The organism is Devosia sp. CAU 1758 (genome assembly GCF_054482695.1).
On the sequence record NZ_JBTLRJ010000004.1, the window covers coordinates 412,905 to 436,922 of the forward strand.

Here is a 24,018-nt window from a genome sequence, read left to right on the forward strand (position 1 = left end):
CCATCGCATCTGCTATCAGCGCGCCTATGACCACGCCGCTCAAAAACATCCGCAATTTTTCCATCGTCGCCCATATCGACCATGGCAAGTCCACCCTGGCCGATCGCCTGATCCAGATGACGGGCGGGCTGGACCTGCGCGAGATGAAGGAACAGGTCCTCGACTCGATGGATATCGAGCGCGAGCGCGGCATCACCATCAAGGCGCAGACCGTGCGCCTCAAATACACCGCCAAGGATGGCGAGGATTATATCCTCAACCTCATCGACACCCCCGGCCATGTCGACTTCGCCTATGAGGTCAGCCGCTCCATGGCCGCCGTCGAAGGCTCGCTGCTGGTGGTCGATGCTTCTCAGGGCGTCGAGGCGCAGACCCTCGCCAATGTCTATCACGCCATCGACGCCAATCACGAGATCGTCCCGGTCCTCAACAAGGTCGATCTGCCCGCCGCCGATATCGACCGGGTGAAAACCCAGATCGAGGACGTCATCGGCATCGACGCCAGCGATGCGCTCGAAATCTCGGCCAAGACCGGCCTCGGCATCGACACCGTGCTCGAAGCCATCGTCACCCGCCTGCCCGCCCCCAAGGGCGATATCGACGCGCCATTGAAGGCCCTGCTGGTCGATAGCTGGTACGATACCTATCTCGGCGTCGTCGTGCTCGTGCGCATTATCGACGGGGTGATGAAAAAGGGCCAGCGCATCCGCATGATGGCGTCGGGCGCCGTCTATGAGCTTGATCGCGTCGCCGTCTCCACCCCAAAACTGGTCGAGGTCAAGGAACTGACCCCCGGCGAGCTGGGCGTCTTCACCGCCTCGATCAAGGAAGTCGCCGATACCAATGTCGGCGACACCATCACCGACGACAAGAAGCCCACCGCCAAGGCCCTCCCCGACTTCCGCCCGGCCCAGCCGGTCGTGTTCTGCGGCCTCTTCCCGGTCGATGCCTCGGACTTTGACGAGTTGCGCGCCGCCATGGGCAAGCTCAGGCTCAACGACGCCAGCTTCTCCTATGAGATGGAAACCTCGGCCGCCCTCGGCTTCGGCTTCCGCTGCGGGTTCCTGGGTCTGCTGCATCTCGAAATCATTCAGGAGCGTCTCTCCCGCGAGTTCGATCTCGATCTCATCGCCACCGCCCCTTCGGTGGTCTACGAAATCGAGATGACCAATGGCGAGAGCCTGATGCTGCACAATCCGGCCGATCTGCCGGATGTGATGAAGATCGAGGAAATCCGCGAGCCCTGGATCAAGGCGACCATTCTCACCCCCGACGAATATCTCGGGGCGATCCTGAAGCTCTGCCAGGACCGCCGCGGCGTTCAGAACAATTTGTCCTATGTCGGCAGCCGCGCCATGGTCGAATATGACCTGCCGCTCAACGAGGTGGTGTTCGATTTCTACGATCGCCTGAAGTCGATTTCCAAGGGCTATGCGAGCTTCGACTACAAGCTCGACACCCACCGCGAGGGCGACCTGGTCAAGCTGACGGTCCTCGTCAATGCCGAGCCGGTCGACGCGCTCTCCATGCTGGTCCACCGCTCCGTGGCCGAGAGCCGCGGCCGCCAGATGTGCGAAAAGCTCAAGGAACTGATCCCGCCGCATCTGTTTGTGATCCCGATCCAGGCCGCCATCGGCGGCAAGATCATCGCCCGCGAAACCGTCCGCGCCATGCGCAAGGACGTGACGGCCAAGTGCTATGGCGGCGACGCCACGCGTAAACGAAAACTCTTGGACAAGCAGAAAAAGGGCAAGGCCAAGATGCGGCAATATGGGAACGTCAACATTCCGCAGGAGGCCTTCATCAAGGCGCTGAAGATGGGTGACGACTGAGCCATCGGCCCGGTTTGATCTAGCCTACTCGCAGAGACATATTGTTTTCGTCGTATTTGGCGCCAACCGCAAATGATGGTTGATCAGCAGCGGCGCTGGGCATGGAAGTAGAAAAAATAATCTGATGTTCGCATGATAGTGATTTGCTGACATCGATGATCGTTTCTTGGAACTTATGACTTCGTTCGGGGGTCATTCCTTTATCTTCAATATTATCCAAAAGGACGAAACGAGGATAGAGAAAGTCTTTGTCCCAGCACGATGCGGCTAGCAAAGCCACGTGAAATGCGTTCCTGATCACCGTGAGTGAACTCGCCGAATAACTGGATTTGCCGTTTATCTCCACTCGGTCTTCAGTGAAGTTGAAATAAACACCTGAATCCTCGACATTACCTATATCATTTTTGGTGTCAGACCTGAGTATTTCGGCGGTGGCCTTAGCTACTATCCTGTACGCCCTGTTTTGTCGGGCTAGCCGCGCTTCCATCCAAACATCGATGTTCCTTCTCAGGGTGCGGAGTTGTTCTGCCAAGGCCTCTTTGGAGGCTGAAAGTTGAGCTACCTCCTCTGCCATTCTGCGTTCCCGATCAATATCAACTAGCTCTCTGTCCAGGTATCCAACTCGTCTAGTCAGGGCATCGATGCGGGCGTCGGTCTCGGTGCTAAAGTTAAGCGAAATCGAGTTATACTCTTGGGACACCAGATCACGCATGCGCCTGAGCTTGGTAAGGCGATCATCCAACTCGCGTTGGTTCTCCAGACGGAGCGCCTGAAGGCTCAATGACTCCTTTAGTTGAACTTCGAGCTCGTTCTGCATCCGGGCGTATCGCGACCTGTCTTGGTCGGGCTCCAACTTTTGCTTGCATAGGTGGCAGCTATGTTCGTCGTCAGCCGCCTCAAGAGGGGAGAAGCAGCTTGGGCAGAAAGCGAAAGTTAAGTTGCCTAATGCGTCGCCTGTGCGCCTTGCTTGCCTGATCTGCTGCAGCGAACGCTCAATTTCGTGAAGGAGCAGCGAAGCGTCCTCAACTGCCAATTTCGTCTGATTTAAGGCATCTTCGGCCTTCCGCACTTCGAGCCCAATACCGGCTAGGTCTGCGCGAAGCGCATTGAGCACTTCGGAATTCTCGGTTGAGCTGTCTGCCGGTGTATGCCTTTCGGCCCGCAGCGCTTGGATGGTCTCAATGGTAGCGCTTCTATCCTGCTCAGTAGCTCGAGCGCGGCTGAGGAGATCGCTAAAATCCAGCTTTTCATCTACCGCGCGGAGTACCTGCAAAAGACCGGTTAGTTTAGTAGTCGCCGTGGCGTACTCGGCATTTAGCGAGCGCTCTCGTATTTGTGCCGGATAAATTCTCTCGTCAAGCACGCCGCAAAGCAAGTCTCCGACGGCCTGCCTGCGCAAAGGCGCATCCCGAGCCTCAAAACGGAAGATGCGATTAACGGAAGTCATCTGGTCGACATACATAAGTCTAAGTATTTGATGCATAGTGATATTTGCATCGTCGGCGGGCACCTCCGGCATCCCGAGCGCACGAAAAAGCACCTGTGAAAAACTCTCCCGATCCCCGTAGCGCTGATATGCGTACTGAGACCATTGACTACTGTTGGCCGATGAAGCCGAGTCCGCAGAGCCGAAGAAGATTTGCATAGGCAGCCGTTCTGCCGTCGACTTTATCTCGCGGCGAAGGGTCAGCGTTGCACCGCTTACAGAAACCTCGGCAAGAGTGTAATCACACGCCGCCGCCTCATTCTTCCAAGAGGTGAGGTCGCCTCCCAGTGAAAAGAAAATCAAATCCATTATTGTGGACTTGCCGCGGCTATTTCCGTCGCTTCGAATAACATTCACACCGCGATGAAATTGTTCGTCATACGCAGCGGTTCCCGATTTCATTACCACTAGTCTATTTAGAAAAAGGCTTGGGTCATGTCGCGTCATAGCGAAACTCCATGAGCTGCGAACGGTCTCGGAGGCCGCCCTTTCCACCGATAGGAAGGACCCCAAGTCGGCCGGAGAGATATGTAGCCAAGTGTTTGTCTTCATCCGTGGCAGCGGCCGTAATCTCGGGAGAGAGCGGCTTATCGGTACGTGCCGCGAACCCGGACGCTAAGGTTGCCGCATCAAGAAATTCGCCGCCTGCCAGTGCTGACAATGCAAGCCCGTTCACACCCCTCAACTGTTGGAGGAAGATTTTCGGCACAGGAAGTCTGTTGTATTTCGACGGACGCCCAGCCAAGCTGCGGCCTTCCTTACCGGCTCCACGGGGAAAATCGACATCATTAAGAAGGTAAGGAAACACAAATAGCAGATCCAGAATTCTTACGGCGTCGACATGCATTTTCTTCTGCGGATGAGTTTCCAGAAGCAGTGCCGATCTAAATACGGTGTGATAAATATCAAAAGAGCAATGGTAGATAAGCATCCTTACCGCCACCCCAAATGACAATTGCCTGTCAAAAAATACAACATTCCCCGTACAATCCGGATTGGATCGTCGTAAAAATCAGGGCACTCTGAGAGTTCGTGGACAATTGGAGCGACCACAAGCGTGTTGACCGCGAAGTCGATCTCCTTGTTGCTGGCTTCTTCATCAACAAGCGGTGTCACGTTATTCCTGAAAGACTCGTGTATCTTTCCCATTAATGTAGCAGCAATTCTTTGATAGGTAGGAGAGAATAGATTTTCTCTCAAGTCTGCGTAGACCGACTCCTTCATGACCTTGGCCATATCGAGTTCGATTTCTCGGTTTGCCGCAGCAAACTTGCCCTCAAGACCGATGACTTTTTCGTCGGCCACTTGGCGCGTGTAGACCTCAAGTTGCCTAATAAAAGTGGTCAGTACCTTGTCGCCCTCTGCCTCTTCTGAGAGCTTCTTGTAAAGTTTGTGCAGTTGACTGGTGGCGCGTCCGCCGTGGGTGACATTGACTATGTAGTCACCACTGGGGGCGATCACATCGCGTGCTGCCATGTGCCCCCCAACGGAATTGTCGGATTGGGCAATGTCGGAAGGCAGTTCTGCCCCGATGTTGATTCCACTCACTGCCGGCAAATTTGCTCCACCAGCCTTGGTTTCGTTGCTCAAGATTTGTCCGTATTGACGTCTCGGCCCGCCATGTGGCCACCAACAGAATTGCCGGTCTGGTTTACTGCGCCTTGGCTATTTGGCGAGCGCGTTGTGGACGTTGCCTGCACCCGCCTGGCGTCTATGACGACCTTTAATGTGAACCCGCCAACCAACCCGGCCAGTAATGCAATAATGTGCGTAATAATTTCCAACATCGCCCCCTCTGTTTGTTGAAGAAGTAGCAGCTTGAATTACCGGTGCCAACTGCGCCACGTAAAAACTAATCCCCACCCCCTCCACCCGCGCTTACCCTCTCCTGTCATCCCCCTCATGACAGGAGCCACCATGCCCAAACCCTCCCTCAGTCGTGCCTCCCAGCACGAGGCGCTTTTTCTCCGCCTCACCGCCCTCCACAAGGATGTGAGCACGCTCGCCACCCGCAAGGGACCACGCGAAACGCCCGATGGGGTGCGGATCGTGGCCGAAAGCCTCCTTTGCGAATGCGCGCCCTTCCGCAAGACGCGAGATCGCCTGCCGGTGGCGGCACCGGATCTCGCCGGGCTCTGCGTGCAACTGGGCCAGGTGCTGGCGCAATTGGCCGATTATGAGCGGCGCTACACTTTCTGGGATGGTGAGCTGGATTGCTGGTGCTGGCGGCTCGACGAGGGCACCACGCCGGTCATGCGCCTCAAACCGCAGATCAAGGCGCCGCCGACCCCGAGCCGGGGCCCGTCCCCCATGCGCGAGAAGCTCGAAAGGATGATCATCGCCAATCGCAACTCCGCCTATGAGCGGGGTTTCGAGGCCGGCCGCGTCGCCCGCATGGGGCCGCCGCTGCCCAAGGGTCTTGACGACCCCGACGCCTCGGCCAGAAACAATCCCCGCCTCGCCGACCTCGAATAGACATGCCCATGCCCCCATGTGGCGGGGTCAATTCTCCTCAATTGCCCTTCTTCGAAAAAAGTAATCCCCGCCTGATCGAGCTCGAAAAATCTCCTGCCCATCACCCCGCATGGGCTTCGATCCGTCCCGAAGGGCCAATCACGCCAGTGGCGTGATTGGAGGGGAGAAGGCCACGAGACCTATGGTCGAGTGGCGGGGCCAATTCTCCAGGGCTTTCCCGAACCGCGATCCTTCGAAAAAAGTAATCCCCGCCTCGCCGTCATCAAATAAACTCCAGCCCATCACCTCGCACGGGCAGTCAGCATGCGACTGAAGCAGGGGTGAGCCGGGCGCGGGAGTGCGCATCTCCACGCGGGTTCCGGGCGCCGCATCCCTGCGACGAGCGTTCAAGGGGAGCGGGGCCTTGTCCCAAAAACCGGCCCCGGGGACAGGTTTCGTCTCCATAAATAAAATACCGAGACAAAACCTGTCCCGGGGTCTGCTCAATCATTGCTGAACCCACGGCGTTCTCGCCGGGGGCCGCATCCACACGCCCCTGCATCCAATCCGCGTCCCCCAGCGTAGTGTCCTCACCACACGCGGAGACACAGCATGATACGCAGCGGCGAAAAGATCTGGATCATCGGCGGCTCGAGCGGCATTGGCGCGGCCCTGGCCGAGGCCTTTGCCAAAGGCGGCGCAAAGGTCGTTATCTCCGGCCGCGACCAGAAGGCGCTCGACGCCATGGTGGCCAGGGTGGGCCCCGCGCTGATCGCCGCCCGCGCCGATGCCGTCGATGTCGCGAGCCTCCAGGCCGTCGCCGACACCCATGGCCCCTTTTCCCGCGTCATCACCACCGCCGCCATCTACGATCCCGGCCCGGTCTTGAAGGCCGACCAGAAGAAGGCCGAGGCGATTTTCGCGGTCAATCTCACAGGCACCTGGAACGTGGCGCGCATCGGCGCCGGGGCGCTGGAGCCGGGCGGGCAATTGGTGCTGTTCGGCTCGGCCGCCGCCATTTTCGGCCTGCCCAATGGCCAGGCCTATTCTGCCTCAAAGGCCGCGACGGTGAACCTGGCCCAATCGCTGCGGGTCGAGCTCTGGCCAGAAGTCGACGTGCGCCTCGTCACCCCCGGTTTCGTGCGCACCCCTTTGACCGACATGAACACCTTCGACATGCCCGCGCTCATGGAGCCCGAGGACGCGGTCAAGCGCATTTTGCAGGGCCTCGATGGCAAAAGCTTCGAGATCGCCTTCCCCCGTCGCCTCATCTGGCCCCTAAAGCTGCTGGCCGTACTCCCGCACCCACTGGCCTTCGCGCTGACGAAAAGGCTCAGACAGTGAGACGTGTCACGAAGTACCCGGCGACAGCCGATAGGCTAGTAAGAAACCCGCCCCAGGCAAGGTCGATCAGGCTGATCTGGAACGACCAGCCCTTGAGCGTCGAGAGATTGGTCATGTCATAGGTGCCATAAGCCAGTAGCCCCAGCGCCAATCCGGCCAGCAGCGCCCACAGCCAGGATTGGTTGCTCACCGCCGGCAGCACCGCAAATCCGGCAATCCCGGCCACATAGAACAGGTAGAAAATAGCGGCCGGCGCCAGGTTCGGCCGCTCCAGCAGCAGATCCCCGATTTCGGCCCGATAGAACCCGATGCCGATCACCGTCAGCCACAGGAAATCAATCGCAAAGAACACGACGGCCGTTCCGAAATAGGCAGCAAGCAGCGTCGCTATCGAATATCCGGCCAGCATCGGTTTCTCCTCAAATCCCCAACAGGGGTTGCATCAGCCGCAGCAGGCGGCTCGAAAATTTCAGCGGCGCATCGGTAATGGCGAGGCATATGCAATCCGCATCCGTCCCGGCAATCGGCTGATGCGTCAGCGATCCATCGGCATCCTCGATATCGCCGGGGCCGAAGCTGTCTGTGCTGTCGTGGAAGCTTCCGGTCAGCACCAGTGTCAGCTCCCGCCCGCCATGGGTGTGCTCGGGCACCGGCTTGCCGGCGGCAATGCAGAGCAGGCGCGCCTGCGTGGTTTTGTCGCCGGTTTTGATGAGGATCTGCTTGGCATTGCCAAGGTTGCGCCATTTGAGGCTGTCGATATCGCCACCCAGATAGCTGCGCAGCGGCTCGGGCAGGGTGGCCCGCGCGGGCCGCTTCACTGGCCTCACAGGCGCTTCCGGCTCGACCGCAAGGCGGGACTTGAGCGCCTGCCAGCTGTCATCGGGGCCGGACACCGGCTCCAGTTCCTGAAGCAGCGCGCCGCCCGTAGCTTCGACCAGGCTCAACTGTTCCCGGCAATGCGGGCACATGGCCAGATGGCAGGCGACGGCAAGCGACCAGCCTTCGGACAGGGTGCCGGCGGCATAGTCGATCAGGAGGTCGTCATTGAGGTGGTGCTTGATGTTCATTTCAATTCCTCCAGCGCCGCGCGAAGGCGCCCGAAGGCCAGTCTGATGCGAGATTTCACGGTGCCCATCGGCAGGCCCAGCCGGGCCGCGATAGCGCTATGCGATGCTTCATCGAAAAAGGAGAGGCGGATCAGGTCGATCTGTTCCTTGGGCAGGGTCTTGAGCGCTTCGTGCAGGGCCGCGCCATTGCGCTTCTGCTCGAGAACCTCCGGCGCGTCGGCTTCGGGCGCCGGGACAAGGGCGGGATCGTCCGGGTCGAAGGCGGGCCGCTTCTGCTTGCGCCAGGCGTCGATCCAGATATTGCGGGCAATGGTGAATATCCAGGCCGGGGCTTGTCCCCGTGCCGGATCGAACTGGCCGGCCTTGCGCCAGATGGCCAGCATCGTCTCCTGCATCAGGTCTTCTGCGGCCTGCCCGTCACGGGTGAGCTTGAGGAGATAGGCGCGAATGCGCGGGCCGAAGGCCCGGAACAAAGCTTCGAAAGCCGCCATGTCGCGCGTGGCGGCAATGGCGACAATCAACGCCCCGATATCTTCATTTGGCGGTGCGGCATCCACTTTCCGGTCCGTCATGCGATGCGAGGCCCTTTCTGGCGCGGGCACGGCAAGGCGGCGGCGCGTGGGTAACGCTGCATCCTTACACGGCCCGGCAAGTGGGTAAATCGCAAGTGTCATATCTCGATTACGGGAATGCCGCGCGGCTGGATCAGTTCGGCCCGGCATTTTGTCATGCGCACGCCCACCGGAATAAAATATCCGTAACTGAACCGAAACGCTGTCTTGCCCGTATCTCTTGTAAACAGGATAGGACTTAGACAATGTTTCACGCCGCCTCAGGCTTTTCCGGCTCGCATTCCGCGCGGCAGCGCATTGCGGTGATCGGCAGCGGCGTCTCGGGGCTCTCGGCGGCATGGTTGCTGTCGAAATCCCATGATGTCGTGCTCTACGAAGCCGACAATCGCCCCGGCGGTCATGCCAATACGATCGACGTGCCCGGCACCGGCCCGGTCGATACGGGCTTCATCGTCTTCAACGAGAGCAATTATCCCAATTTCACCGCCATGATGGACCATCTGGGTGTCGAAAGTATTCCCACTCAGATGTCGTTCTCGGCCTCGCTCGACCAGGGGCGTTTCGAATATTGCGGCGAAGGGCTGGGCGGCCTCCTGGCGCAAAAGCGCAACGCCTTCAGGCCGCGCTTCTGGAACCTGTTTCGCGATCTGCTGCGCTTCTATCGAGAGGCCCCCGAAGTGCTGGATCGCCCCGACCTGCAGAAATTGACGCTCGACGAATATCTCCAGGCCCAGCGCTATTCGCAGTCCTTTATTGATGACCATCTGCTACCCCTGGCCGCGGCGATCTGGTCGTCCTCCGCCACCGATATCCGTTCCTATCCGCTTCTGGCCTTTGTCCGCTTCTTTCAAAGCCACAATCTCCTCCAGATATGGGAACGACCCAGGTGGCGAACGGTCAAGGGCGGTAGTCGCGCCTATGTGGCCGCATTGCTGGATCAGTTTTCCGGCGAATTGCGACTGTCGACACCCGTGGCAAAAGTTGAGCGCGATGCCGCCGGGGTCACGGTAATCGACATGGACGGGCACGCCGATCGGTTCGATCAAGTGCTGATCGCCAGCCATGCCGATCAGGCCCTTGGCATGCTCGATGCGCCCAGTGTGGCCGAACGCAATCTGCTTGGCGCCTTCGATTATACGCTCAACACCGCGGTACTCCATGCCGATGCCAGCTTCATGCCGCGCCTCAGGCGGGTTTGGAGTTGCTGGAACTATATTTCAGTCGAGCAGGCGCAAAGCGCCCATCCTCTCTGCGTCAGCTATTGGATGAACCGCTTGCAGAGCCTGTCGGGCCGCGACATCTTCGTTACGCTCAATCCCCCCAGCGACCCGCAGCACGAAATTGCGCGGTTCGATTACACCCATCCCCTGTTCGACAGCAAAGCCATACACGCCCAGGAAAATCTCTGGCAGATACAAGGACAGAACCGCACCTGGTATGCGGGCGCCCATTTCGGCCGTGGCTTCCATGAAGACGGCTTGCAATCCGGCCTTGCCGCAGCCGAAGCCATTGGCGCGCTGCCCCGCCCATGGACCGTGTCCAATCCCTCGGGCCGCATCACCCTTGCGCCAACCGCGTCGGCGCTGGTGGCATGAGCCTGAACTCGGCCATCTATGTCGGCCATGTGGTGCACCAGCGGCACCGGCCGAAAAAACACTCTCTGCGCTACCGGGTGTTTTCGGTGCTTATCGATCTCGATGAACTGCCGACACTCGATGGACTACGCTGGTTCGCACACAACAAGCCCGCGCTGTTCTCGTTCCGCGATGCTGACCATGCCGATGGTGGCGACCTGCGGAATTGGGTCGGCGCGCAACTGGCCAGCAAGGGCCTTCCTGCGCCCGGTCGCATCCGCCTGCTCTGCTATCCCCGCATTCTGGGCTATGTCTTCAACCCGCTGACCGTCTGGTATTGCGACGGTGCGGATGGCGCTCCGCTGGCGACGATTTACGAGGTCCACAACACCTTTGGCGAGCGCCACACCTATATATTGCCCGCAGCGGCGGACAGGCAGGAGGCGGACAAGGCCTTCTACGTCTCGCCCTTCATCGACATGAACTGCCATTATGCCTTCAAGCTTTCGGCGCCCGATGAGACCATCCTCGTCGCCATCAACGAGACGCAGGATGGCGCGCCCCTGCTCTATGCGGGCTTTACGGGCAAGCGGCGGGACTTCACCGACGCGACCTTGCTGAGGCTGTTTTTCAGCCACCCGCTGATGACGCTCAAAGTGACCGCCGGCATCCATTTTGAAGCCATCCGGCTGATCCTCAAGGGGATCAGGATCCGCTGGTACACCGACCGGAAAAAGGCAGAAGCCAAGTGAGTCCAGCGGCTCCTGCCCACCCTCCCCCTTGAGGGGAGGGTAGCGTCGCTTGGCTCAGCGAGCCTAGCGAAGCTGGGGAAGGGGTGTCGGCGCGAACATCAAGCGTCGGCGCTGATGAAGTCGGCAGTGGGCCTCATCCGCGATGACGGCCACGGGTCAAGGCGAGTGAAACACCCCAGCCCGGTCCCTTACCATTCGAAGTCCGGCCCGTTCTCGCGCGCGCCCATCAGGAACACATCAGCCATCAGCCGCAGCGGCGCGGCGTCCACATCGCTCTGGCGGGCGTCGAGCAGGTCGGCGAAGCGATCATAGATGCCGGCATATTCTTCATCGCCATGCTCCAGCACGACCGCACCATTGATCCGCAGCGTCCGTCCGCCGCGCTCGAGCTTCAACTCGTCGCCCGTGCCGGTAACGACATGGATCGTCCAGATCTCCCCGCTCTCCTCGAGCCAGTTGAAGCCCGAGGATATCTGAGGCTGATGCGGCTGGCCGGATTTGAAGACTACGTCCACATCGACGGGGGTCTGCCGATTGGCGGGAAAGGTCAACTTTGCGCTGTCCACGAAAACCGGGAAGGGCATGATCTTGGTGAAAATCGAATAGGCATTAATACCGGGATCGCAGACGCCGAACCCGCCCGGCTCCCACACCCAGTCCTGGCCAGGATGCCATTTGCGCACGCTTTCGCGCCAGTCGATGCGGACGGACTTGACCCCTTGGTCGAGGAGGATCGCCCTGGCCCGCTCCACTGCGGCATTATACTGGCTGTGCCAGGTCTGGAACAGCACCCGGTCGAGCCGGTTCGCATGGGCGATGATATCGTCGAGTTCGGAGATCGTGGTGGTGGGGGGCTTCTCCATCATCACGTCCTTGCCCGCATCCAGGGCCTCGCGTACCAGCCCATGGCGAACGCCCGGCGGCGTGCAGATCGAGACAAGGCCGACTTCAGGCATGGCCGCATAAAGTTCGGCCGCCGTGCGGAACACCGGCTTGTCGCCATGCCCCACGCCACGGGTGGACACAGTGGCCGCCAGCTCGAAATCGTCTGAAGCATCGATCACCGGCAGGTGCTGGTCCTGCGCAATCTTGCCCACCCCGATCACCGCAATCTTTCGCTTGGCCATGCCGCAACTCCACTGTCAAAAGGCGCGGCTATAGAGCAGACCTTGGCCGGTTCTGCCAAGAGCTTGGACCGAGAATAGTATGATTTTATGCCGTTGGTGCAGGTGGCGGCGGCTCCCATAATTCGATCTGGTTGCCTTCCGGATCGTGGATACGGGCAAAGCGACCGGTTTCGGGCGTGTCCCATTCTTCGGGCCGTGTTTCAATGTCAATGCCGACCGCCTTGAGCTGGTCCATCATGTCATCGAGGTTATCGACGCGAAAATTGATCATCCATTGCTTGTCGGCGGGGAAATAGTCGGTCTCCTTCTTGAACGGCGCAAAGATCGTAATGCCCGCCTCCTGGCTCCAGAATTCGGGAATGCCCAGATGCGTCTCGTACCATTGGGCCAGCGCCTTGGGGTCGGACGACCGAAAGAAGATGCCGCCAATGCCTACTGCCCGTGCCATGCCTGCCTCCCTCGCTTGAAGCGGAGAGCATGACACAGGCCCGGCATGGTCCAAAGTCAAAATCAGCGAATGATTATGGCTCGGAAATCGTTGACATTGGTGCCTGTGGGGCCGGTGACAAAGAGATCGCCGATGGCCTCGAAGGCGCCATAGGCATCGTTATCGGCCAGGGCCGCCTGCGGGTCGATTCCGGCCTGCCGCATTCGTTGCGCCGAATGGCCGTCAACGAAGGCCCCGGCGTTGTCTTCCGACCCATCGATACCATCCGTGTCGCCGGCAAGGGCTGAGATACCCTCGACCCCATCGAGGGCGATGGCCAGCGCGAGCAGGAACTCGCCATTGCGACCACCGCGGCCCTTGCCCCGCAAGGTCACTGTTGTCTCGCCGCCCGAGAGCAGCACCACCGGCTTTCTGAACGGCCGGCTCCTGGTGGCGATTTCCCTTGCCAGTGCCGCATGCACCTGCGCCACGTCGCGCGCCTCCCCTTCGATGGAATCGGAGAGGATTGCCGCCTCGACGCCATTCTGCCGCGCCAGCGTTGCCGCCGCCTCCAGCGACATGGCCGCCGAGGCAATGGTAACGACACTATTGCCCGCAAAGGCCGGGTCATCGGCTGAGGGCGGCGCATTGCTGTCGCCCGCCAGCAGGGTCTCGGCGGCCTCGGGCAGGGCGATCCGGTAGAGCGCCGCCAGCCGCCTGGCCTCGACGCGTCCGCCGGGCAGGGGCAGGGTCGGTCCGGAAGCGACCAGCGCCGGGTCATCCCCCGGCACATCCGAAACCACCAGCGTCGCCACCCGCGCGGGGGCAGCGGCGGCGGCCAGTCGCCCACCCTTGATGGTCGAGAATTGATTGCGGATGAGGTTCATAACCCCGATTGGCGCGCCCGAGGCCAAGAGGGCGCGGTTAATGTTCTGTTCATCAACGAGGTCCAGGCCCGGCGCCGGGGCCGGGAGCAGCGACGAGCCGCCCCCCGAAATCAGCGCCACCACGAGATCGTCCGCGGTCAGTCCGGACACCATTTCCATCAGCCGCGCGGTTGCCTTCAGCCCCGCCTCATCCGGCACCGGATGAGAAGCCTCAATGATTTCAATGCGTTCGCAGGGCTCAGCATAGCCATAGCGCGTCACCACAAGCCCGGAAATCTCCCCCGGCCAGGCTTTTTCAAACGCACGCGCCATCTGCGCCGAAGCCTTGCCCGCGCCAATGACAATGGTCCGCCCCCCCGGCGCAACGGGCAAATACCGCTCAACCGCCAGCGCCGGCTGCGCCTGGGCAACTGCCTGATGGAAAAGGCTTTTGAGCAGGGAACGGTCCATGGGCTGAGAACCTTGTGCGGAACAGGGTGGGGCTTTGTGACCAGCACTCCGTCATTTGTCCAGCCCTTCGCGCTTGTCAAACCGCTGCCATGAAGGTCCATTAGCGCCGCATTGAGGAGTTTGCATGCCGCAGAGATTCGCCATCTACTACGCGCCGGCCGTCACCGACGCCTTATGGGACCGGGCAAGTGTGTGGCTGGGCCGCGACCCGGCCTCGGGCCAACCATATGATGGCGCCGTCGCCGGTATGGAGCGGGCGCGCCTGCTTAACCTCACTCAGTCTGCCGGCCGATATGGCTTTCATGCCACGCTCAAGCCGCCCATGGCGCTTGCTACAGGCCAGACCGAAGAGGGGCTACGCGCCGCCATGGCGCAATTGGCGGCTGAGCGTGCTCCGGTGCCACTTGGGCGACTGCACATCGTTGATCTCTACGGCTTTCTGGCGCTGGTTCCCGAGGTCGAGGATAATCCGCAACTGGCTGATTTTGCCGCCCATGTTGTCGAGGCTTTCGAGCCGTTCCGCGCGCCGCTCAATATGCGCGAGCGGGCCGAGAAGGCTGCTTTGGACCTCACTCCGCGCCAGGCGGAACTGCTCGACGCCTATGGCTATCCCTATGTCTTCGACGAGTTCCGGTTTCACATGACCCTGACCGACCGGCTGCACTCCGCCGATCGCGAGGAGGTGATGCAGGCCGCCCGGACCTGGTTCGCCCCTGCGCTGCATGGGCCGGTCACGCTCGACCGGCTGAGCCTGTTTCACGAAACGGAAAGCCAGCTTCCCTTCCGTCGCGTCGCCGATTTTGGATTGGGAGCCTGACGCGTGCCTGAAACCGCATTCACCAATGCCCGCATCGTCCTTGCCGACCAGATAGTCCTTGGCAGCCTTCTGGTGCGCGACGGCAAGATTGCTGCCATCGAGCCGGGGACTGGACGCCAGGGCGAAGACATGGATGGCGATTACCTGATCCCGGGTCTTGTGGAACTGCACACCGATCATCTGGAAAACCATTACCGCCCGCGTCCGGGGGTGTTTTGGGATCCTCTGGCGGCGCTACATGCACATGACGCCCAGATTGCCGGTTCGGGGATCACCACCGTGTTCGACGCGGTGCGCATCGGCTCCGATGTCGATTTGCCCGATATGCTCGCCCATGCCCGCAAGCTGGTGGATGCGGTGCGGACCGGCCAGCAGGGTAGCTGGCTGCGCGCCGACCATTTCATCCACCTGCGTTGCGAATTGCCCAGCCACGATGTCGTCGCCCATTTCGATGCCCTGGCCGATCACCCCTTGACCCGCCTGGCCTCGGTCATGGATCATACGCCAGGCCAGCGCCAGTTTCGTTCGCTTGAGGCGTACAAGAACTTCTATGCAGGCCATATGGGCCGCACACCCGGGGAGGCGCAGGCCTATCTCGATGCCCGGCTGGAGGAGCACAGGCGCTATTCGGCGGCCAATCGGCAGGCCATTGTTGCGCGTGCGCGCGCCATGGACATTGCCCTGGCCAGCCATGATGACGCCACGCTGGCCCATGTCGAGGAAGCGGAAGCCGATGGTGTGGCCATTGCAGAATTCCCCACCACACTCGAGGCGGCTTCTGCGGCGCATGCAGCAGGTCTCTCCATCCTCATGGGCGCCCCCAATGTGGTGCGGGGCAGGTCCCACTCGGGCAATATCTCGGCCACCGACCTGGTAGCTGCCGGCTTGCTCGATATCCTGAGTTCGGACTATGTTCCCTTTGCGCTGTTGCAGGCCGCCTTTGTGCTGCCCGGCCGGGTAGCGGGCCTTGACCTGCCCCGGGCACTTGCTACCGTTACCCGTAATCCGGCGCACGCCGCTGGCTTCGATGACCGGGGCGAGATTGCACCCGGCAAGCGTGCCGATCTGGTGCGCGTTGTGGCGGAGGGTCCGCTGCCGGCAGTGCGGGGTGTCTGGCGTGAAGGGCAGCGTGTGAATTGAGCGACCGGCCCCCCGGAGTGCTGGTCTGTGTTATCGGCCCGTCCGGGGTCGGCAAGGACACGCTGATCGGCGGAGCTCGCCAGGCCCTGGATGGCGACAAGCGTTTCAGCTTCGTGCGACGTCTGGTGACCCGACCCGCCGACATGGACCTCGAAGATCATGTGAGCCTGGACACGGAGGAATTTGTCCGCGCCGCCCAGGCAGGGCGTTTTGCCCTGACCTGGCAGGCGCATGGGCTGGACTATGCCTTGCCCATCGGCGTCGACACCGACCTGGCCCTTGGGCGGGTGGTGATCGCCAATGTTTCCCGCCATGCCGTGCCCCTGGCCATTGAAAAATACCCGTTCTGCCGGGTCATCCAGATTTCGGCCGAGATTTCTCTGCGGGCCGAGCGGTTGTCCCGACGCGGCCGCGAAAGCCGCGATCAGATCGTCGCCCGGTTGGCGCGGGAAGGCGCTGCCCTGCCGGCCGATGTGGAGCCGGTAGTCATCGACAATTCCAGTTCGGTCGGGATCGGAGTCACAGCCTTTGTAATGGCCCTGCGGCGCATTGCAGAGGATTGAAACCCTTCGCCTCTCCGGCGCGTTGGTTGCAGACCCGGTCAAGCGTCAGGAGTCCCCCTTGTCCCGTAACAGCCTCTACGGCGTGATCGCGATTCTGCTTATCGCGCTGGTCGCTTTTGGCATCTATACTGTCCAGCAACAACAATCCCAGCCGGGCATCGAAGTGCGTGTCGACGAACAGGGAATATCGATCGATGGAAACGGCTAACGATTTATCAGATACCCGCCGCCAGGCCCTTATCACCGCGCTGGCCGCGGAACTTGAACGCCAAGCGCAGTCTGGTGCGTCACGTATCGATGTAGACGCTCTGGCGCAAGCGGTGGAAGCAACGCTGGACCCGTCCGCCCCGGTCGACGAAGGTCGGCGTCCGTCCGAACTCAATGCCACAAATGACGACTGATCGTTTCGGGCGCTAGCAAACAGAAGGCCAGTGGCAGTGCCACCAGCCCGTTTACGCTGCCTCGCCGCTCTCGACGGCACGGCGAACCGCCATATGCGCGGTTTCGATCGTGGCGAAATGCTGCCCGTCCATCGCAAAGGCGGGGAGCTTGACGGCCACGAACTTGTAGCCGCCGTCCGCAGGCACAACTACACCCTGAGGCTCGCCAGCCACTTCAATGACGATTGGTCTGAGCCTTTCGGCCCTGTTCAGATTGTTTTCCTGCATGGGTGGATTCTCCACTTGCGCGTCGGTCCAACACCGGCTCCCTTCGGATGAAGGTGGCCTGGGAGCTGACAGCGCGGGTTCTATCGGTTTTGTGAGACGAGGATGTGACGGGAAGTCACATTCGTTTTGAGCGACAGGACCCTTGCCAGCGTTTGGCGGCAGACATGCAGGTTACTACAGTCGAACACGTGGCATGGATCGTGAAGGTCGTCGATGTCGGCATCGTCATTCCTCCCCCTGCGGGTGTTGGACTTGAGTGGTGTCACGCCATTGCGGCGTAGCAAAGGCAAGATAGGGCAAGCATTCGCGCTTTTCCAGTGCACCTTTATGCGTATTGGTAGCAATTTCCGGAAAACTCTCGCCGGAATCGCAGCTTCAATAAAATCGTGATATTACAGGTTATGTCTGTGCGTATGTGGCTGCGACTTGCGCAGGGCCTTGTAATCTGCTGTTCTCCCCTATGTCGCGTCCCCGCCATGGCAAAGGCGGGTCTGAGGGGATCACTAGGTGTCGCAGGAAGAAGGACCGCCCGCCACGCGCGGCAAGCGGGGCGTCAAGCCATCGGGAAAGCCCACGCTCAAGACCATCGCGCAGATGACCGGCCTGGCAGTCACCACGATATCGCGCGCCCTCAACAATGCGCCTGAACTGGCGCAGGAGACCCGCGACCGGGTGCAGAAGATTGCGGCCGAGATCGGCTACCTGCCCGACCGTGCCGCGCTGCGCCTGAAGACCGGCCGCACCAATGTCATTTCGCTTATCCTTGAGCCGGACGAACAGATCTATGGCTTCGGCACAAGCCTGGTCACCGGCATTACCGAGGCGCTACGCAATACCGCCTTTCATCTCGTCATCACGCCATTATTTCGCAATGTCGAACCGATTGAGCCGGTCCAGCACATCGTGCGAAACCGCATGGCCGATGGGGTGATATTTTCCAAGGCCGAGGCCTTCGACGAGCGCATCCGCTTCCTGATCGACAGCGATTTTCCCTTTGTAAGCCACGGTCGCAGCCGCTGGCCCGAGCCGCATCCCTTTGTCGACTACGACAACGAAGCCTATGCCTATGGTGCGACGCTGCGTCTAGCGGCTAAGGGGTGCAGGAAGGTCTCCATCGTTCTACCCGATAGCGCCCTGACCTATACCGAGCATCTCAAGGCCGGCATCGAACGGGCGGCGCGCGAAACCGGCATCGCCTACGAGTTCGCCGCCGACGTCAATCTGGGCAGTCCCACCGACGCGATCCGAAGCTATGTCATCAAGCGCGCCAAGCGCCCTGATGGGCCGGATGGCTATGTCTGTGCTTCGGAGATTTCGGCGCTGGCCGTCACCGGCGGCCTGACCGACGCCGGGCTGGTCGTGGGCAAGACCGCCCATGTGGTGACCAAGCAGTCCTCATCCATGTTCGCGCAATTCCAGCCCGGTGCCGAAACCGTCCCGGAAGATTTCGTCGCCGCCGGCCGCAATCTGGGCAGCCTGCTGCTGCGCCGTATCGCCGGCGAGACCGAAGGCCTGCAATTCAAGGCCGAACCGAAGTTTGCCTGGAAGGACTAACCCTCCAACTCCTCGCGCAGCATTTCAAGCTCCAGCCATTGCTCCTCGGCCTTGGCCTTGCGGGCCGCCGTCGCCTCAAGCGCCTTGGATTTGGCGGCGAAGCCATCGGGGTCGCGAGTGTAGAAATTGGTTTCAGCCAGCGCCTTGTTGAGCTCTTCAATCTCGCCATCGAGCCTGGCGATATCCTTGGGCAAGGTTTCAAGGGCGTGCTTTTCCTTGAAACTCATCTTGCGCTTGGGGGCGGGTGCCGAGGCCGCTTGCGTGGTCTGGGTCAGGCTGGTCTTGCCCGCCCGATGCGTCTTGGCGACAGGCTCGCGGGCCGTAACGCCCTCTCCGCGCTGGATGACCATGTCCGAATAGCCGCCGGCATATTCGGTCCACACGCCTTCGCCCTCGGCGATGATCACCGAGGTCGCCACGCGGTCGAGGAAGTCGCGGTCATGGCTGACCACGATCACCGTGCCGGCATAATCGCTGACCATTTCCTCGAGCAGATCGAGCGTTTCGAGATCAAGGTCGTTGGTCGGCTCGTCCAGCACCAGGAAATTGGATGGCAGCGACAGCGCCCGCGCCAGGGCCACGCGGGCGCGTTCGCCGCCCGATAACTTGCCGATGGGCGTATTGGCCTGCTCGGGTCCGAACAGGAAGTCTTTCATATAGCCCACGACATGCTTGGGCTGGCCATTGATCTGGAGCGTGTCCGAACCGCCACCGGTCAATGCTTCCCTGAGGCGCGTATCGGGATGGAGCTTGGCACGGCCCTGGTCGAGCATGGCCAATTCCAGCGCCGAACCCAGCTTGATCTTGCCGCTGTCGGGCTTGTCGAGCCCGGTCAGCATCTTGATCAGCGTGGTCTTGCCGGCGCCATTGGGGCCGACAATGCCGATCCGGTCGCCGCGCAGCACCCGGGTGGAAAAGTCACTGACAATGACGCGATCGCCATAGGCCTTGGAAATGTTCTCGGCTTCCACCACCAGCGCGCCTGAGGTGCGGCCCTCGCTCACCTGCATATTGACCGAGCCAGTGACCCGGCGCTGCTCGCGTCGGTCCTGTCGCAAACCGGCCAGACGTTCGAGCCGCCCGACATTGCGTTTGCGGCGGGCGGTAACGCCATAGCGCAGCCAATGCTCTTCGCGCACGATCTGGCGGTCGAGCTTGTGGCGGTCGCGTTCTTCTTCCTCCAGCACCTGGTCGCGCCAGGCCTCGAAATGCGAAAAGCCCTTGTCGAGGCGGCGCGTCACACCCCGGTCAAGCCACACCGTGGCCCGGGTCAGATCGCTGAGGAAGCGCCGGTCGTGGCTGATCAGCACCATGGCCGAGCGCAGCGAATCCAGTTCGGCCTGCAGCCACTCGATGGCCGGCAGATCGAGATGGTTGGTCGGCTCGTCGAGCAGCAGAACATCGGGCTTGGGCGCCAGCACGCGAGCCAGCGCGGCGCGGCGGCTCTCGCCACCCGAGAGGTTCCTCGGATTTTCCGCGCCGATCAGGCCGAGCGAGCTCAGCAGGTATTGCGCACGATATTCATCGTCGCCCGGCCCCAGGCCCGCCTCGACATAGGCCAGCGTGGTCGCATAGGCCGAAAGGTCCGGCTCCTGCGGCAGGTAACGCAGCGTGGCGCTGGGTTCGACAAAGCGCACGCCCTTGTCATGAGTGACATCGCCCGAAGCGATCTTGAGCAGCGTCGACTTGCCCGAACCGTTGCGTCCGACCAGGGCAATGCGTTGCCCCGGGGAGACGATCAGTTCGGCCGCTTCCAGCAATTGGGTGCCGCCAAAGGTGAGCTGAATATTCTGCAGGGAGAGAAGCGGGGGCTGGGCCATGTCGTGTCCGGTAAATTCGCCCCGGATAGATCATAGGGTCGGCGCCAGATCAATTGGCCGGACGCGCAAAACCTTTGTGCAAAAAGGCCGGTCAGGACGTTGAGGATCCTGGCCGGCCGGGAGACGGTAGCAGCAAGCCCCGTCGTGTTCTGGCATCGCCACCCACAGGCCCCAAGGGGTCGCAGCGCCATGACCGCAATCAATCACGCACAAACATGATTGTCAAACTCATATTTCGGGCAGTTGGATTCACGCTGCCGTGACCGCCCCATCCACCGACAGGCGCAGTCGATCGCGGATCGAGCGCTTCTTGCTGGCGAGATCGGCAATGGTGTGGCGGCTCAGCACCTCGAAGAATGCCCCGAGCGCTTCCCGCAGGGCGCCATTGAGATCGCATTCGCCGATAAGCGGGCAATCGGCACCATCCTCAAAGCATTCGGCCAGCGCAAAGCTTTCCTCGGTCAGCCTTATCGTGTCGAGCAGGGTGATGTCGGCGGCCGGCTTGCCCAGCCTGATACCGCCGTGGCGTCCGCGCACGGTCTGCAGCAGGCCGGCCTCGACCAGCGGTTTGATCAGCTTGAACAGGAACAGTTCCGAAATGCCATAGGCGCGGGCAATCTCGGCAACCCGGCTTAGACCCGGCTCGTTAACAGCACAATAGACCAGCGTGCGAATGGCGTAATTGGATTGGCGGGTCAGTCTCACGGGAAACCTTTCTGCGGCCTCGCTCAGGGTCGGAAACGGCTTTTCAACTTATAACCATTCTAAAAAATGTCAAACAATCTTGAAGACAACGATCATGTTTTTCCGGCCATTCCGGGGCTGGACACTCATTTTAGTTCCACCTATGAATTTAATAGGTGGAGGAGGTTTTAGGCTTGGATCAAACTGTCACCAGGGCAGCGCTGAGCGAAAGTGCTGCGGATACGACCGGACTAGCGCGCTACGACACCGCCCAGATCGGCGATCGCATGTTCGAGTTGATCGGCGATGCTCTCAAGGCCGGCGAAAGCGTCAAGCTGACCGGCTTTGGGACGCTTGAAGTGCGTTCCCGCGCCGAGCGGGTCGGTCGCAACCCGCGCACCGGCGATGAGCATCGTATCGCACCGCGCCGGACGGTGGTTCTTATTCCCAGTGCCCGGTTGCGCGAGGCCTTGGCTTCGCTCGCAGGCAAGACTGGGCCGCGCTAGAAATATCGCCGGAACAGCGGCAGCTCGGCTGCCCCGATGGCAGGCGCCAGATGCCCAAGCTGACCCATAACCACCCGGGGCGTCGGCACGGTACGCTCCGGCAGCAGTTCCAGCGCCGCGGTCACGCCATCCACCAGCGCGGCGGCAATTTCACGCGACAGCATGGAATCGATTACCACCAGGGGTTGCTCCACCACCGCGGTCGCGTTGTAAATCACTTGCGCGAGCGCATGGGCGGCCTCCTTGACCCAGCCAGACAGTTCCCGCTCCTCGCCCGATCCAGGTGGGCTCCCTGGCGGGAATGAGGCCGGGTGGCCACCAGCGGTTAGCCGTTCGCGTAACGCCCAAACTGACGCGATGCGGTGCGCTACCTCCGGCGCTTCGCCCGCCCGGCTGATCAGGATCGATCCCAGTTCTGCGCCAGTGCCCGTCGGTCCTTCCCAGAGCGTTCCGTCGCCGACAATGCCGGCCGCGACGAAATGCGATACCAGCAGGTAGATGACATTGGCAGGCCTCGGCGGTTGCAGGGCGATCAGTTCCGCCCAGCACCCGGCATTGCCGTCATTGAACAGCGTGACTGCAAGGCTCGTGCGTTTCCACAAGGCGTCGGCAAGGTCAAGCGTGCGCCACTGCGCGATCTGCTTCTGTGGCGCATCCAGAATATGAAGGTTCTCTGCCAGGTTTCCGGGCATGGCCACGCCAAGATCAAGCAGTCGCGCGGCCTGAGGCGGCGTCAGCCCGGCAACGAACTCGTCGGCGATCCCTGCAATGGTCTCGACTATTATTGCTGCGTCGGGATAGGCGTAGTCCACATGCCGACGCTGCATGACCCGGGCATGCATGTTGAGCATCACCACTTCCAGGTGTCGCCAGCCGATTTCGACGCCGATGGCCAGCCCGCCATTCTCATTGAGCAGGATCGGCGTTGCCGGCTGGCCGCGTCGTCCGCGGAGCACCGGACCTCGACGGATCAGGCCGCCGCGCTCCAGGTCGCCCAGAATGGCCGAGACTGTTTGTGGCGCAAGTTGCGACAGGCGCGAAATTTCTGCGTTGGACGCACCAGAATTGAAGGCCACGACCGTCAGGACCGCCTTTTCATTGGCGCGGCGGACCCCATTATGGCTCAGACCGCGCCGGCCCGATTCGAATACATCTTGCGTCGGTTCCTCAGTCCTGCTCATGCGCAATGCCCCGGCCGGTCGCACCGGACGGGCGATGGCAACGTGAAGACGAATAAAGAAACGCCTCGCTAAAACTCGACTATCAACGTGACGATTTCGAAAGGACGCAAAGACACCACCAGCGTTCCTTCGTCAAGTATAAGGCGCGCCTCAATATTTTCTTCCATGAGATTGGCCCGGCACACAGATCTGACCGGCACGCCGAAGCGCAGCACGGCCTTGGCACGCCGATTGGCATGTTCGAACACCCTCAGGACAACAGCGTCGGAATGTTTCGCCTTCTTGACTGTCTCGATGCTCACGCTACCTCCCTCGATCCGGGCCAGGCTGAAGCGGGGTAGGGGCGCGTGACACATATCGGCGCGCCGGACCGTGCCGATAACTGCAATGGGATTGTTGAAGCGCTCTGCGGCGCGATGCACTTGGTCAAGGTCGGCGAGGCCCGCATGCATCAGCAATCCATAGCGCAGGCGATGTTCGCCCCGGTCGGCGTCTCGGCTTGGATAGCCGATCCGCGCACCAGCGTCAGTCGAACTTTTTGCTCCAGGGCGTCATAGCCATATTTGCAGTCATTGATCAGCGCCGCGCCAAAATCTGCCTCGCTCACATCGACCCAGCGATGCATGGAGGCCTCGAAGCGCGCCCGATCCCAGCTGGTATTGCGATGGGTGGGACGGGTCACATGGCCGAACTGGATTTCCGAGCGGATTTCGGAGGTGTTGAGGTCGAAGTCGAATTCGGCCTTGAGCACCTGGGCTCGCTCCTGCCAATCGATGAAAGTATCGAACTCGACCTGACGTTCCCCTTCTGTCAGCGAAATACCTGCACAATGCGCGAAGCGCCATAATTGCGCACGATCCGGATGGCGGCGCGGTGCGGGCCGCGCTCCACCACACTGATCTTGGCGGCTGCATCGAGCGGCCAGAACTGTTCCTCAAAATAGGCGTCGATGTCCCAGGCCTCATAGTCCATTGGCTTGTCTTCATAGGCGATGAGCCTGTTGGCCAATTGGCCAAGCTTGAGCACTTCGCGCCGGACCGTCTTGTCAAAGATCGAGTTAATATGTCCCTGGCTGTCGAGGACGACGCGCAGCAGGTCGTTCTCGAGTTGCGC

General features: G+C 61.0%; 26 protein-coding genes and 1 pseudogene. 12 read left to right on the plus strand and 15 right to left on the minus strand.

The genetic code is table 11. The features are described from left to right. Nucleotides 1–26: 26 nt before the first annotated feature. A complete protein-coding gene (gene lepA, locus ACXYMS_RS15510) occupies nt 27–1,832 on the plus strand; it encodes a translation elongation factor 4 (protein WP_458907716.1) in 1,806 nt (601 codons plus the stop codon). Between the two features lie 19 nt (nt 1,833–1,851). On the opposite strand, the gene ACXYMS_RS15515 is transcribed toward lepA, so the two are convergent. From ACXYMS_RS15515 to ACXYMS_RS15525, 3 genes are read right to left on the minus strand one after another with little or no spacing between them, the layout of a single operon-like run. Beyond that, the gene (locus tag ACXYMS_RS15515; RefSeq protein WP_458907717.1) at nt 1,852–3,720 is read right to left on the minus strand and encodes a hypothetical protein; all 1,869 of its coding nucleotides are present in this window, start codon (nt 3,718–3,720) and stop codon (nt 1,852–1,854) included. Nucleotides 3,721–3,751: 31 nt separating this feature from the next. Beyond that, the gene (locus ACXYMS_RS15520) at nt 3,752–4,249 is read right to left on the minus strand and encodes an ABC-three component system middle component 5 (protein WP_458907718.1); all 498 of its coding nucleotides are present in this window, start codon (nt 4,247–4,249) and stop codon (nt 3,752–3,754) included. 2 nt (nt 4,250–4,251) lie between these two features. Further along, on the minus strand, nt 4,252–4,908 hold the full coding sequence (locus tag ACXYMS_RS15525; RefSeq protein WP_458907719.1) for an ABC-three component system protein: 657 nt from the start codon (nt 4,906–4,908) through the stop codon (nt 4,252–4,254). 327 nt (nt 4,909–5,235) lie between these two features. On the opposite strand from ACXYMS_RS15525, the gene ACXYMS_RS15530 reads away from it, so the two are divergent. Together ACXYMS_RS15530 and ACXYMS_RS15535 are read left to right on the plus strand one after the other, a co-directional pair. Beyond that, entirely contained in the window at nt 5,236–5,793 is a 558-nt protein-coding gene (locus tag ACXYMS_RS15530; protein ID WP_458907720.1) for a hypothetical protein, read from the plus strand. Between the two features lie 591 nt (nt 5,794–6,384). After that, the gene (locus ACXYMS_RS15535; RefSeq protein ID WP_458907721.1) at nt 6,385–7,116 is read left to right on the plus strand and encodes an SDR family NAD(P)-dependent oxidoreductase; all 732 of its coding nucleotides are present in this window, start codon (nt 6,385–6,387) and stop codon (nt 7,114–7,116) included. Here ACXYMS_RS15535 and ACXYMS_RS15540 read toward each other — a convergent pair. The 3 genes from ACXYMS_RS15540 to ACXYMS_RS15550 are packed head-to-tail and all read right to left on the minus strand — an operon-like array spanning nt 7,106 to nt 8,755. Then, nucleotides 7,106–7,525 (minus strand): DUF2177 family protein, encoded by a 420-nt coding sequence (locus ACXYMS_RS15540; protein WP_458907722.1) that lies wholly within the window; start codon nt 7,523–7,525, stop codon nt 7,106–7,108. The two genes, ACXYMS_RS15535 and ACXYMS_RS15540, sit on opposite strands and share 11 nt — an antisense overlap. A 10-nt stretch (nt 7,526–7,535) precedes the next feature. Then, the gene (locus ACXYMS_RS15545) at nt 7,536–8,183 is read right to left on the minus strand and encodes a ChrR family anti-sigma-E factor (protein ID WP_458907723.1); all 648 of its coding nucleotides are present in this window, start codon (nt 8,181–8,183) and stop codon (nt 7,536–7,538) included. After that, entirely contained in the window at nt 8,180–8,755 is a 576-nt protein-coding gene (locus ACXYMS_RS15550; RefSeq protein WP_458907724.1) for an RNA polymerase sigma factor, read from the minus strand. Before ACXYMS_RS15550 ends, ACXYMS_RS15545 begins: the two co-directional genes overlap by 4 nt. A gap of 245 nt (nt 8,756–9,000) precedes the next feature. Here ACXYMS_RS15550 and ACXYMS_RS15555 point away from each other — a divergent pair, with 245 nt between their 5' ends. Both ACXYMS_RS15555 and ACXYMS_RS15560 read left to right on the plus strand, forming a co-directional pair. Continuing rightward, complete coding sequence (locus ACXYMS_RS15555; protein ID WP_458907725.1) at nt 9,001–10,350, plus strand: NAD(P)/FAD-dependent oxidoreductase; 1,350 nt, start codon at nt 9,001–9,003, stop codon at nt 10,348–10,350. Next, the gene (locus tag ACXYMS_RS15560; protein ID WP_458907726.1) at nt 10,347–11,081 is read left to right on the plus strand and encodes a DUF1365 domain-containing protein; all 735 of its coding nucleotides are present in this window, start codon (nt 10,347–10,349) and stop codon (nt 11,079–11,081) included. The genes ACXYMS_RS15555 and ACXYMS_RS15560 overlap by 4 nt, the downstream gene beginning before the upstream one ends. A 188-nt stretch (nt 11,082–11,269) precedes the next feature. On the opposite strand, the gene ACXYMS_RS15565 is transcribed toward ACXYMS_RS15560, so the two are convergent. The 3 genes from ACXYMS_RS15565 to ACXYMS_RS15575 all read right to left on the minus strand — a co-directional run bounded on the left by ACXYMS_RS15565 (nt 11,270) and on the right by ACXYMS_RS15575 (nt 13,972). After that, nucleotides 11,270–12,208 carry a Gfo/Idh/MocA family protein gene (locus ACXYMS_RS15565; RefSeq protein WP_458907727.1) on the minus strand — a complete coding sequence of 313 codons (939 nt, stop codon included), beginning with the start codon at nt 12,206–12,208 and terminating at the stop codon, nt 11,270–11,272. A gap of 85 nt (nt 12,209–12,293) precedes the next feature. Continuing rightward, on the minus strand, nt 12,294–12,656 hold the full coding sequence (locus tag ACXYMS_RS15570) for a VOC family protein (protein ID WP_458907728.1): 363 nt from the start codon (nt 12,654–12,656) through the stop codon (nt 12,294–12,296). 62 nt (nt 12,657–12,718) lie between these two features. Beyond that, nucleotides 12,719–13,972 carry a glycerate kinase type-2 family protein gene (locus tag ACXYMS_RS15575; protein WP_458907729.1) on the minus strand — a complete coding sequence of 418 codons (1,254 nt, stop codon included), beginning with the start codon at nt 13,970–13,972 and terminating at the stop codon, nt 12,719–12,721. Between the two features lie 124 nt (nt 13,973–14,096). Between ACXYMS_RS15575 and ACXYMS_RS15580 the strand changes: the two genes are divergently transcribed. The 5 genes from ACXYMS_RS15580 to ACXYMS_RS15600 are packed head-to-tail and all read left to right on the plus strand — an operon-like array spanning nt 14,097 to nt 16,893. Then, entirely contained in the window at nt 14,097–14,789 is a 693-nt protein-coding gene (locus ACXYMS_RS15580) for a DUF1045 domain-containing protein (RefSeq protein WP_458907730.1), read from the plus strand. A gap of 3 nt (nt 14,790–14,792) precedes the next feature. Then, entirely contained in the window at nt 14,793–15,929 is a 1,137-nt protein-coding gene (locus tag ACXYMS_RS15585) for an alpha-D-ribose 1-methylphosphonate 5-triphosphate diphosphatase (RefSeq protein ID WP_458907731.1), read from the plus strand. Then, nucleotides 15,926–16,492: a phosphonate metabolism protein/1,5-bisphosphokinase (PRPP-forming) PhnN gene (gene phnN, locus ACXYMS_RS15590; RefSeq protein WP_458907732.1), complete on the plus strand. Its 567-nt coding sequence runs from the start codon at nt 15,926–15,928 to the stop codon at nt 16,490–16,492. Before ACXYMS_RS15585 ends, phnN begins: the two co-directional genes overlap by 4 nt. Nucleotides 16,493–16,550: 58 nt before the next feature. Next, nucleotides 16,551–16,700, plus strand: a complete 150-nt coding sequence (locus ACXYMS_RS15595) for a hypothetical protein (protein WP_458907733.1) — start codon at nt 16,551–16,553, stop codon at nt 16,698–16,700. Beyond that, nucleotides 16,687–16,893, plus strand: coding sequence for a hypothetical protein (locus ACXYMS_RS15600; protein ID WP_458907734.1), 207 nt, complete (start codon nt 16,687–16,689; stop codon nt 16,891–16,893). Before ACXYMS_RS15595 ends, ACXYMS_RS15600 begins: the two co-directional genes overlap by 14 nt. A gap of 51 nt (nt 16,894–16,944) precedes the next feature. Here the strand turns inward: ACXYMS_RS15600 and ACXYMS_RS15605 are convergent, their stop codons facing one another. After that, the gene (locus ACXYMS_RS15605; protein ID WP_458907735.1) at nt 16,945–17,160 is read right to left on the minus strand and encodes a hypothetical protein; all 216 of its coding nucleotides are present in this window, start codon (nt 17,158–17,160) and stop codon (nt 16,945–16,947) included. 507 nt (nt 17,161–17,667) lie between these two features. Here ACXYMS_RS15605 and ACXYMS_RS15610 point away from each other — a divergent pair. Then, nucleotides 17,668–18,714: a LacI family transcriptional regulator gene (locus ACXYMS_RS15610; RefSeq protein WP_458907736.1), complete on the plus strand. Its 1,047-nt coding sequence runs from the start codon at nt 17,668–17,670 to the stop codon at nt 18,712–18,714. On the opposite strand, the gene ACXYMS_RS15615 is transcribed toward ACXYMS_RS15610, so the two are convergent. Next, nucleotides 18,711–20,534, minus strand: coding sequence for an ABC-F family ATP-binding cassette domain-containing protein (locus ACXYMS_RS15615; RefSeq protein WP_458907737.1), 1,824 nt, complete (start codon nt 20,532–20,534; stop codon nt 18,711–18,713). The genes ACXYMS_RS15610 and ACXYMS_RS15615 overlap by 4 nt on opposite strands. A 249-nt stretch (nt 20,535–20,783) precedes the next feature. Further along, nucleotides 20,784–21,239 carry an iron-responsive transcriptional regulator RirA gene (rirA, locus tag ACXYMS_RS15620; RefSeq protein ID WP_458907738.1) on the minus strand — a complete coding sequence of 152 codons (456 nt, stop codon included), beginning with the start codon at nt 21,237–21,239 and terminating at the stop codon, nt 20,784–20,786. A 173-nt stretch (nt 21,240–21,412) separates the two neighbouring features. Between rirA and ACXYMS_RS15625 the strand changes: the two genes are divergently transcribed. Beyond that, nucleotides 21,413–21,724 carry an HU family DNA-binding protein gene (locus ACXYMS_RS15625; protein ID WP_458907739.1) on the plus strand — a complete coding sequence of 104 codons (312 nt, stop codon included), beginning with the start codon at nt 21,413–21,415 and terminating at the stop codon, nt 21,722–21,724. Here the strand turns inward: ACXYMS_RS15625 and ACXYMS_RS15630 are convergent. The 3 genes and pseudogenes from ACXYMS_RS15630 to ACXYMS_RS15640 form a co-directional block, all read right to left on the minus strand. Beyond that, nucleotides 21,721–22,905: an ROK family transcriptional regulator gene (locus ACXYMS_RS15630; RefSeq protein WP_458907740.1), complete on the minus strand. Its 1,185-nt coding sequence runs from the start codon at nt 22,903–22,905 to the stop codon at nt 21,721–21,723. The two genes, ACXYMS_RS15625 and ACXYMS_RS15630, sit on opposite strands and share 4 nt — an antisense overlap. A 68-nt stretch (nt 22,906–22,973) precedes the next feature. Continuing rightward, nucleotides 22,974–23,357 (minus strand): glycosyl hydrolase-related protein, encoded by a 384-nt coding sequence (locus ACXYMS_RS15635; protein ID WP_458907741.1) that lies wholly within the window; start codon nt 23,355–23,357, stop codon nt 22,974–22,976. Next, a pseudogene (locus tag ACXYMS_RS15640) lies at nt 23,357–24,000 on the minus strand (glycoside hydrolase family 38 C-terminal domain-containing protein). The gene ACXYMS_RS15635 and the pseudogene ACXYMS_RS15640 overlap by 1 nt, the downstream one beginning before the upstream one ends. Nucleotides 24,001–24,018 lie beyond the last annotated feature (18 nt).

Coding starts and splice junctions, on each gene's coding strand:
- lepA (WP_458907716.1), top strand. CDS start 27: ATGACCACGCCGCTCAAAAACATCCGCAATTTTTCCATCGTCGCCCAT.
- ACXYMS_RS15515 (WP_458907717.1), bottom strand. CDS start 3,720: ATGAAATCGGGAACCGCTGCGTATGACGAACAATTTCATCGCGGTGTG.
- ACXYMS_RS15520 (WP_458907718.1), bottom strand. CDS start 4,249: ATGCTTATCTACCATTGCTCTTTTGATATTTATCACACCGTATTTAGA.
- ACXYMS_RS15530 (WP_458907720.1), top strand. CDS start 5,236: ATGCCCAAACCCTCCCTCAGTCGTGCCTCCCAGCACGAGGCGCTTTTT.
- ACXYMS_RS15535 (WP_458907721.1), top strand. CDS start 6,385: ATGATACGCAGCGGCGAAAAGATCTGGATCATCGGCGGCTCGAGCGGC.
- ACXYMS_RS15540 (WP_458907722.1), bottom strand. CDS start 7,525: ATGCTGGCCGGATATTCGATAGCGACGCTGCTTGCTGCCTATTTCGGA.
- ACXYMS_RS15545 (WP_458907723.1), bottom strand. CDS start 8,183: ATGAACATCAAGCACCACCTCAATGACGACCTCCTGATCGACTATGCC.
- ACXYMS_RS15550 (WP_458907724.1), bottom strand. CDS start 8,755: ATGACGGACCGGAAAGTGGATGCCGCACCGCCAAATGAAGATATCGGG.
- ACXYMS_RS15555 (WP_458907725.1), top strand. CDS start 9,001: ATGTTTCACGCCGCCTCAGGCTTTTCCGGCTCGCATTCCGCGCGGCAG.
- ACXYMS_RS15560 (WP_458907726.1), top strand. CDS start 10,347: ATGAGCCTGAACTCGGCCATCTATGTCGGCCATGTGGTGCACCAGCGG.
- ACXYMS_RS15565 (WP_458907727.1), bottom strand. CDS start 12,208: ATGGCCAAGCGAAAGATTGCGGTGATCGGGGTGGGCAAGATTGCGCAG.
- ACXYMS_RS15570 (WP_458907728.1), bottom strand. CDS start 12,656: ATGGCACGGGCAGTAGGCATTGGCGGCATCTTCTTTCGGTCGTCCGAC.
- ACXYMS_RS15575 (WP_458907729.1), bottom strand. CDS start 13,972: ATGGACCGTTCCCTGCTCAAAAGCCTTTTCCATCAGGCAGTTGCCCAG.
- ACXYMS_RS15580 (WP_458907730.1), top strand. CDS start 14,097: ATGCCGCAGAGATTCGCCATCTACTACGCGCCGGCCGTCACCGACGCC.
- ACXYMS_RS15600 (WP_458907734.1), top strand. CDS start 16,687: ATGGAAACGGCTAACGATTTATCAGATACCCGCCGCCAGGCCCTTATC.
- ACXYMS_RS15605 (WP_458907735.1), bottom strand. CDS start 17,160: ATGCAGGAAAACAATCTGAACAGGGCCGAAAGGCTCAGACCAATCGTC.
- ACXYMS_RS15615 (WP_458907737.1), bottom strand. CDS start 20,534: ATGGCCCAGCCCCCGCTTCTCTCCCTGCAGAATATTCAGCTCACCTTT.
- ACXYMS_RS15630 (WP_458907740.1), bottom strand. CDS start 22,905: ATGAGCAGGACTGAGGAACCGACGCAAGATGTATTCGAATCGGGCCGG.
- ACXYMS_RS15635 (WP_458907741.1), bottom strand. CDS start 23,357: ATGCATGCGGGCCTCGCCGACCTTGACCAAGTGCATCGCGCCGCAGAG.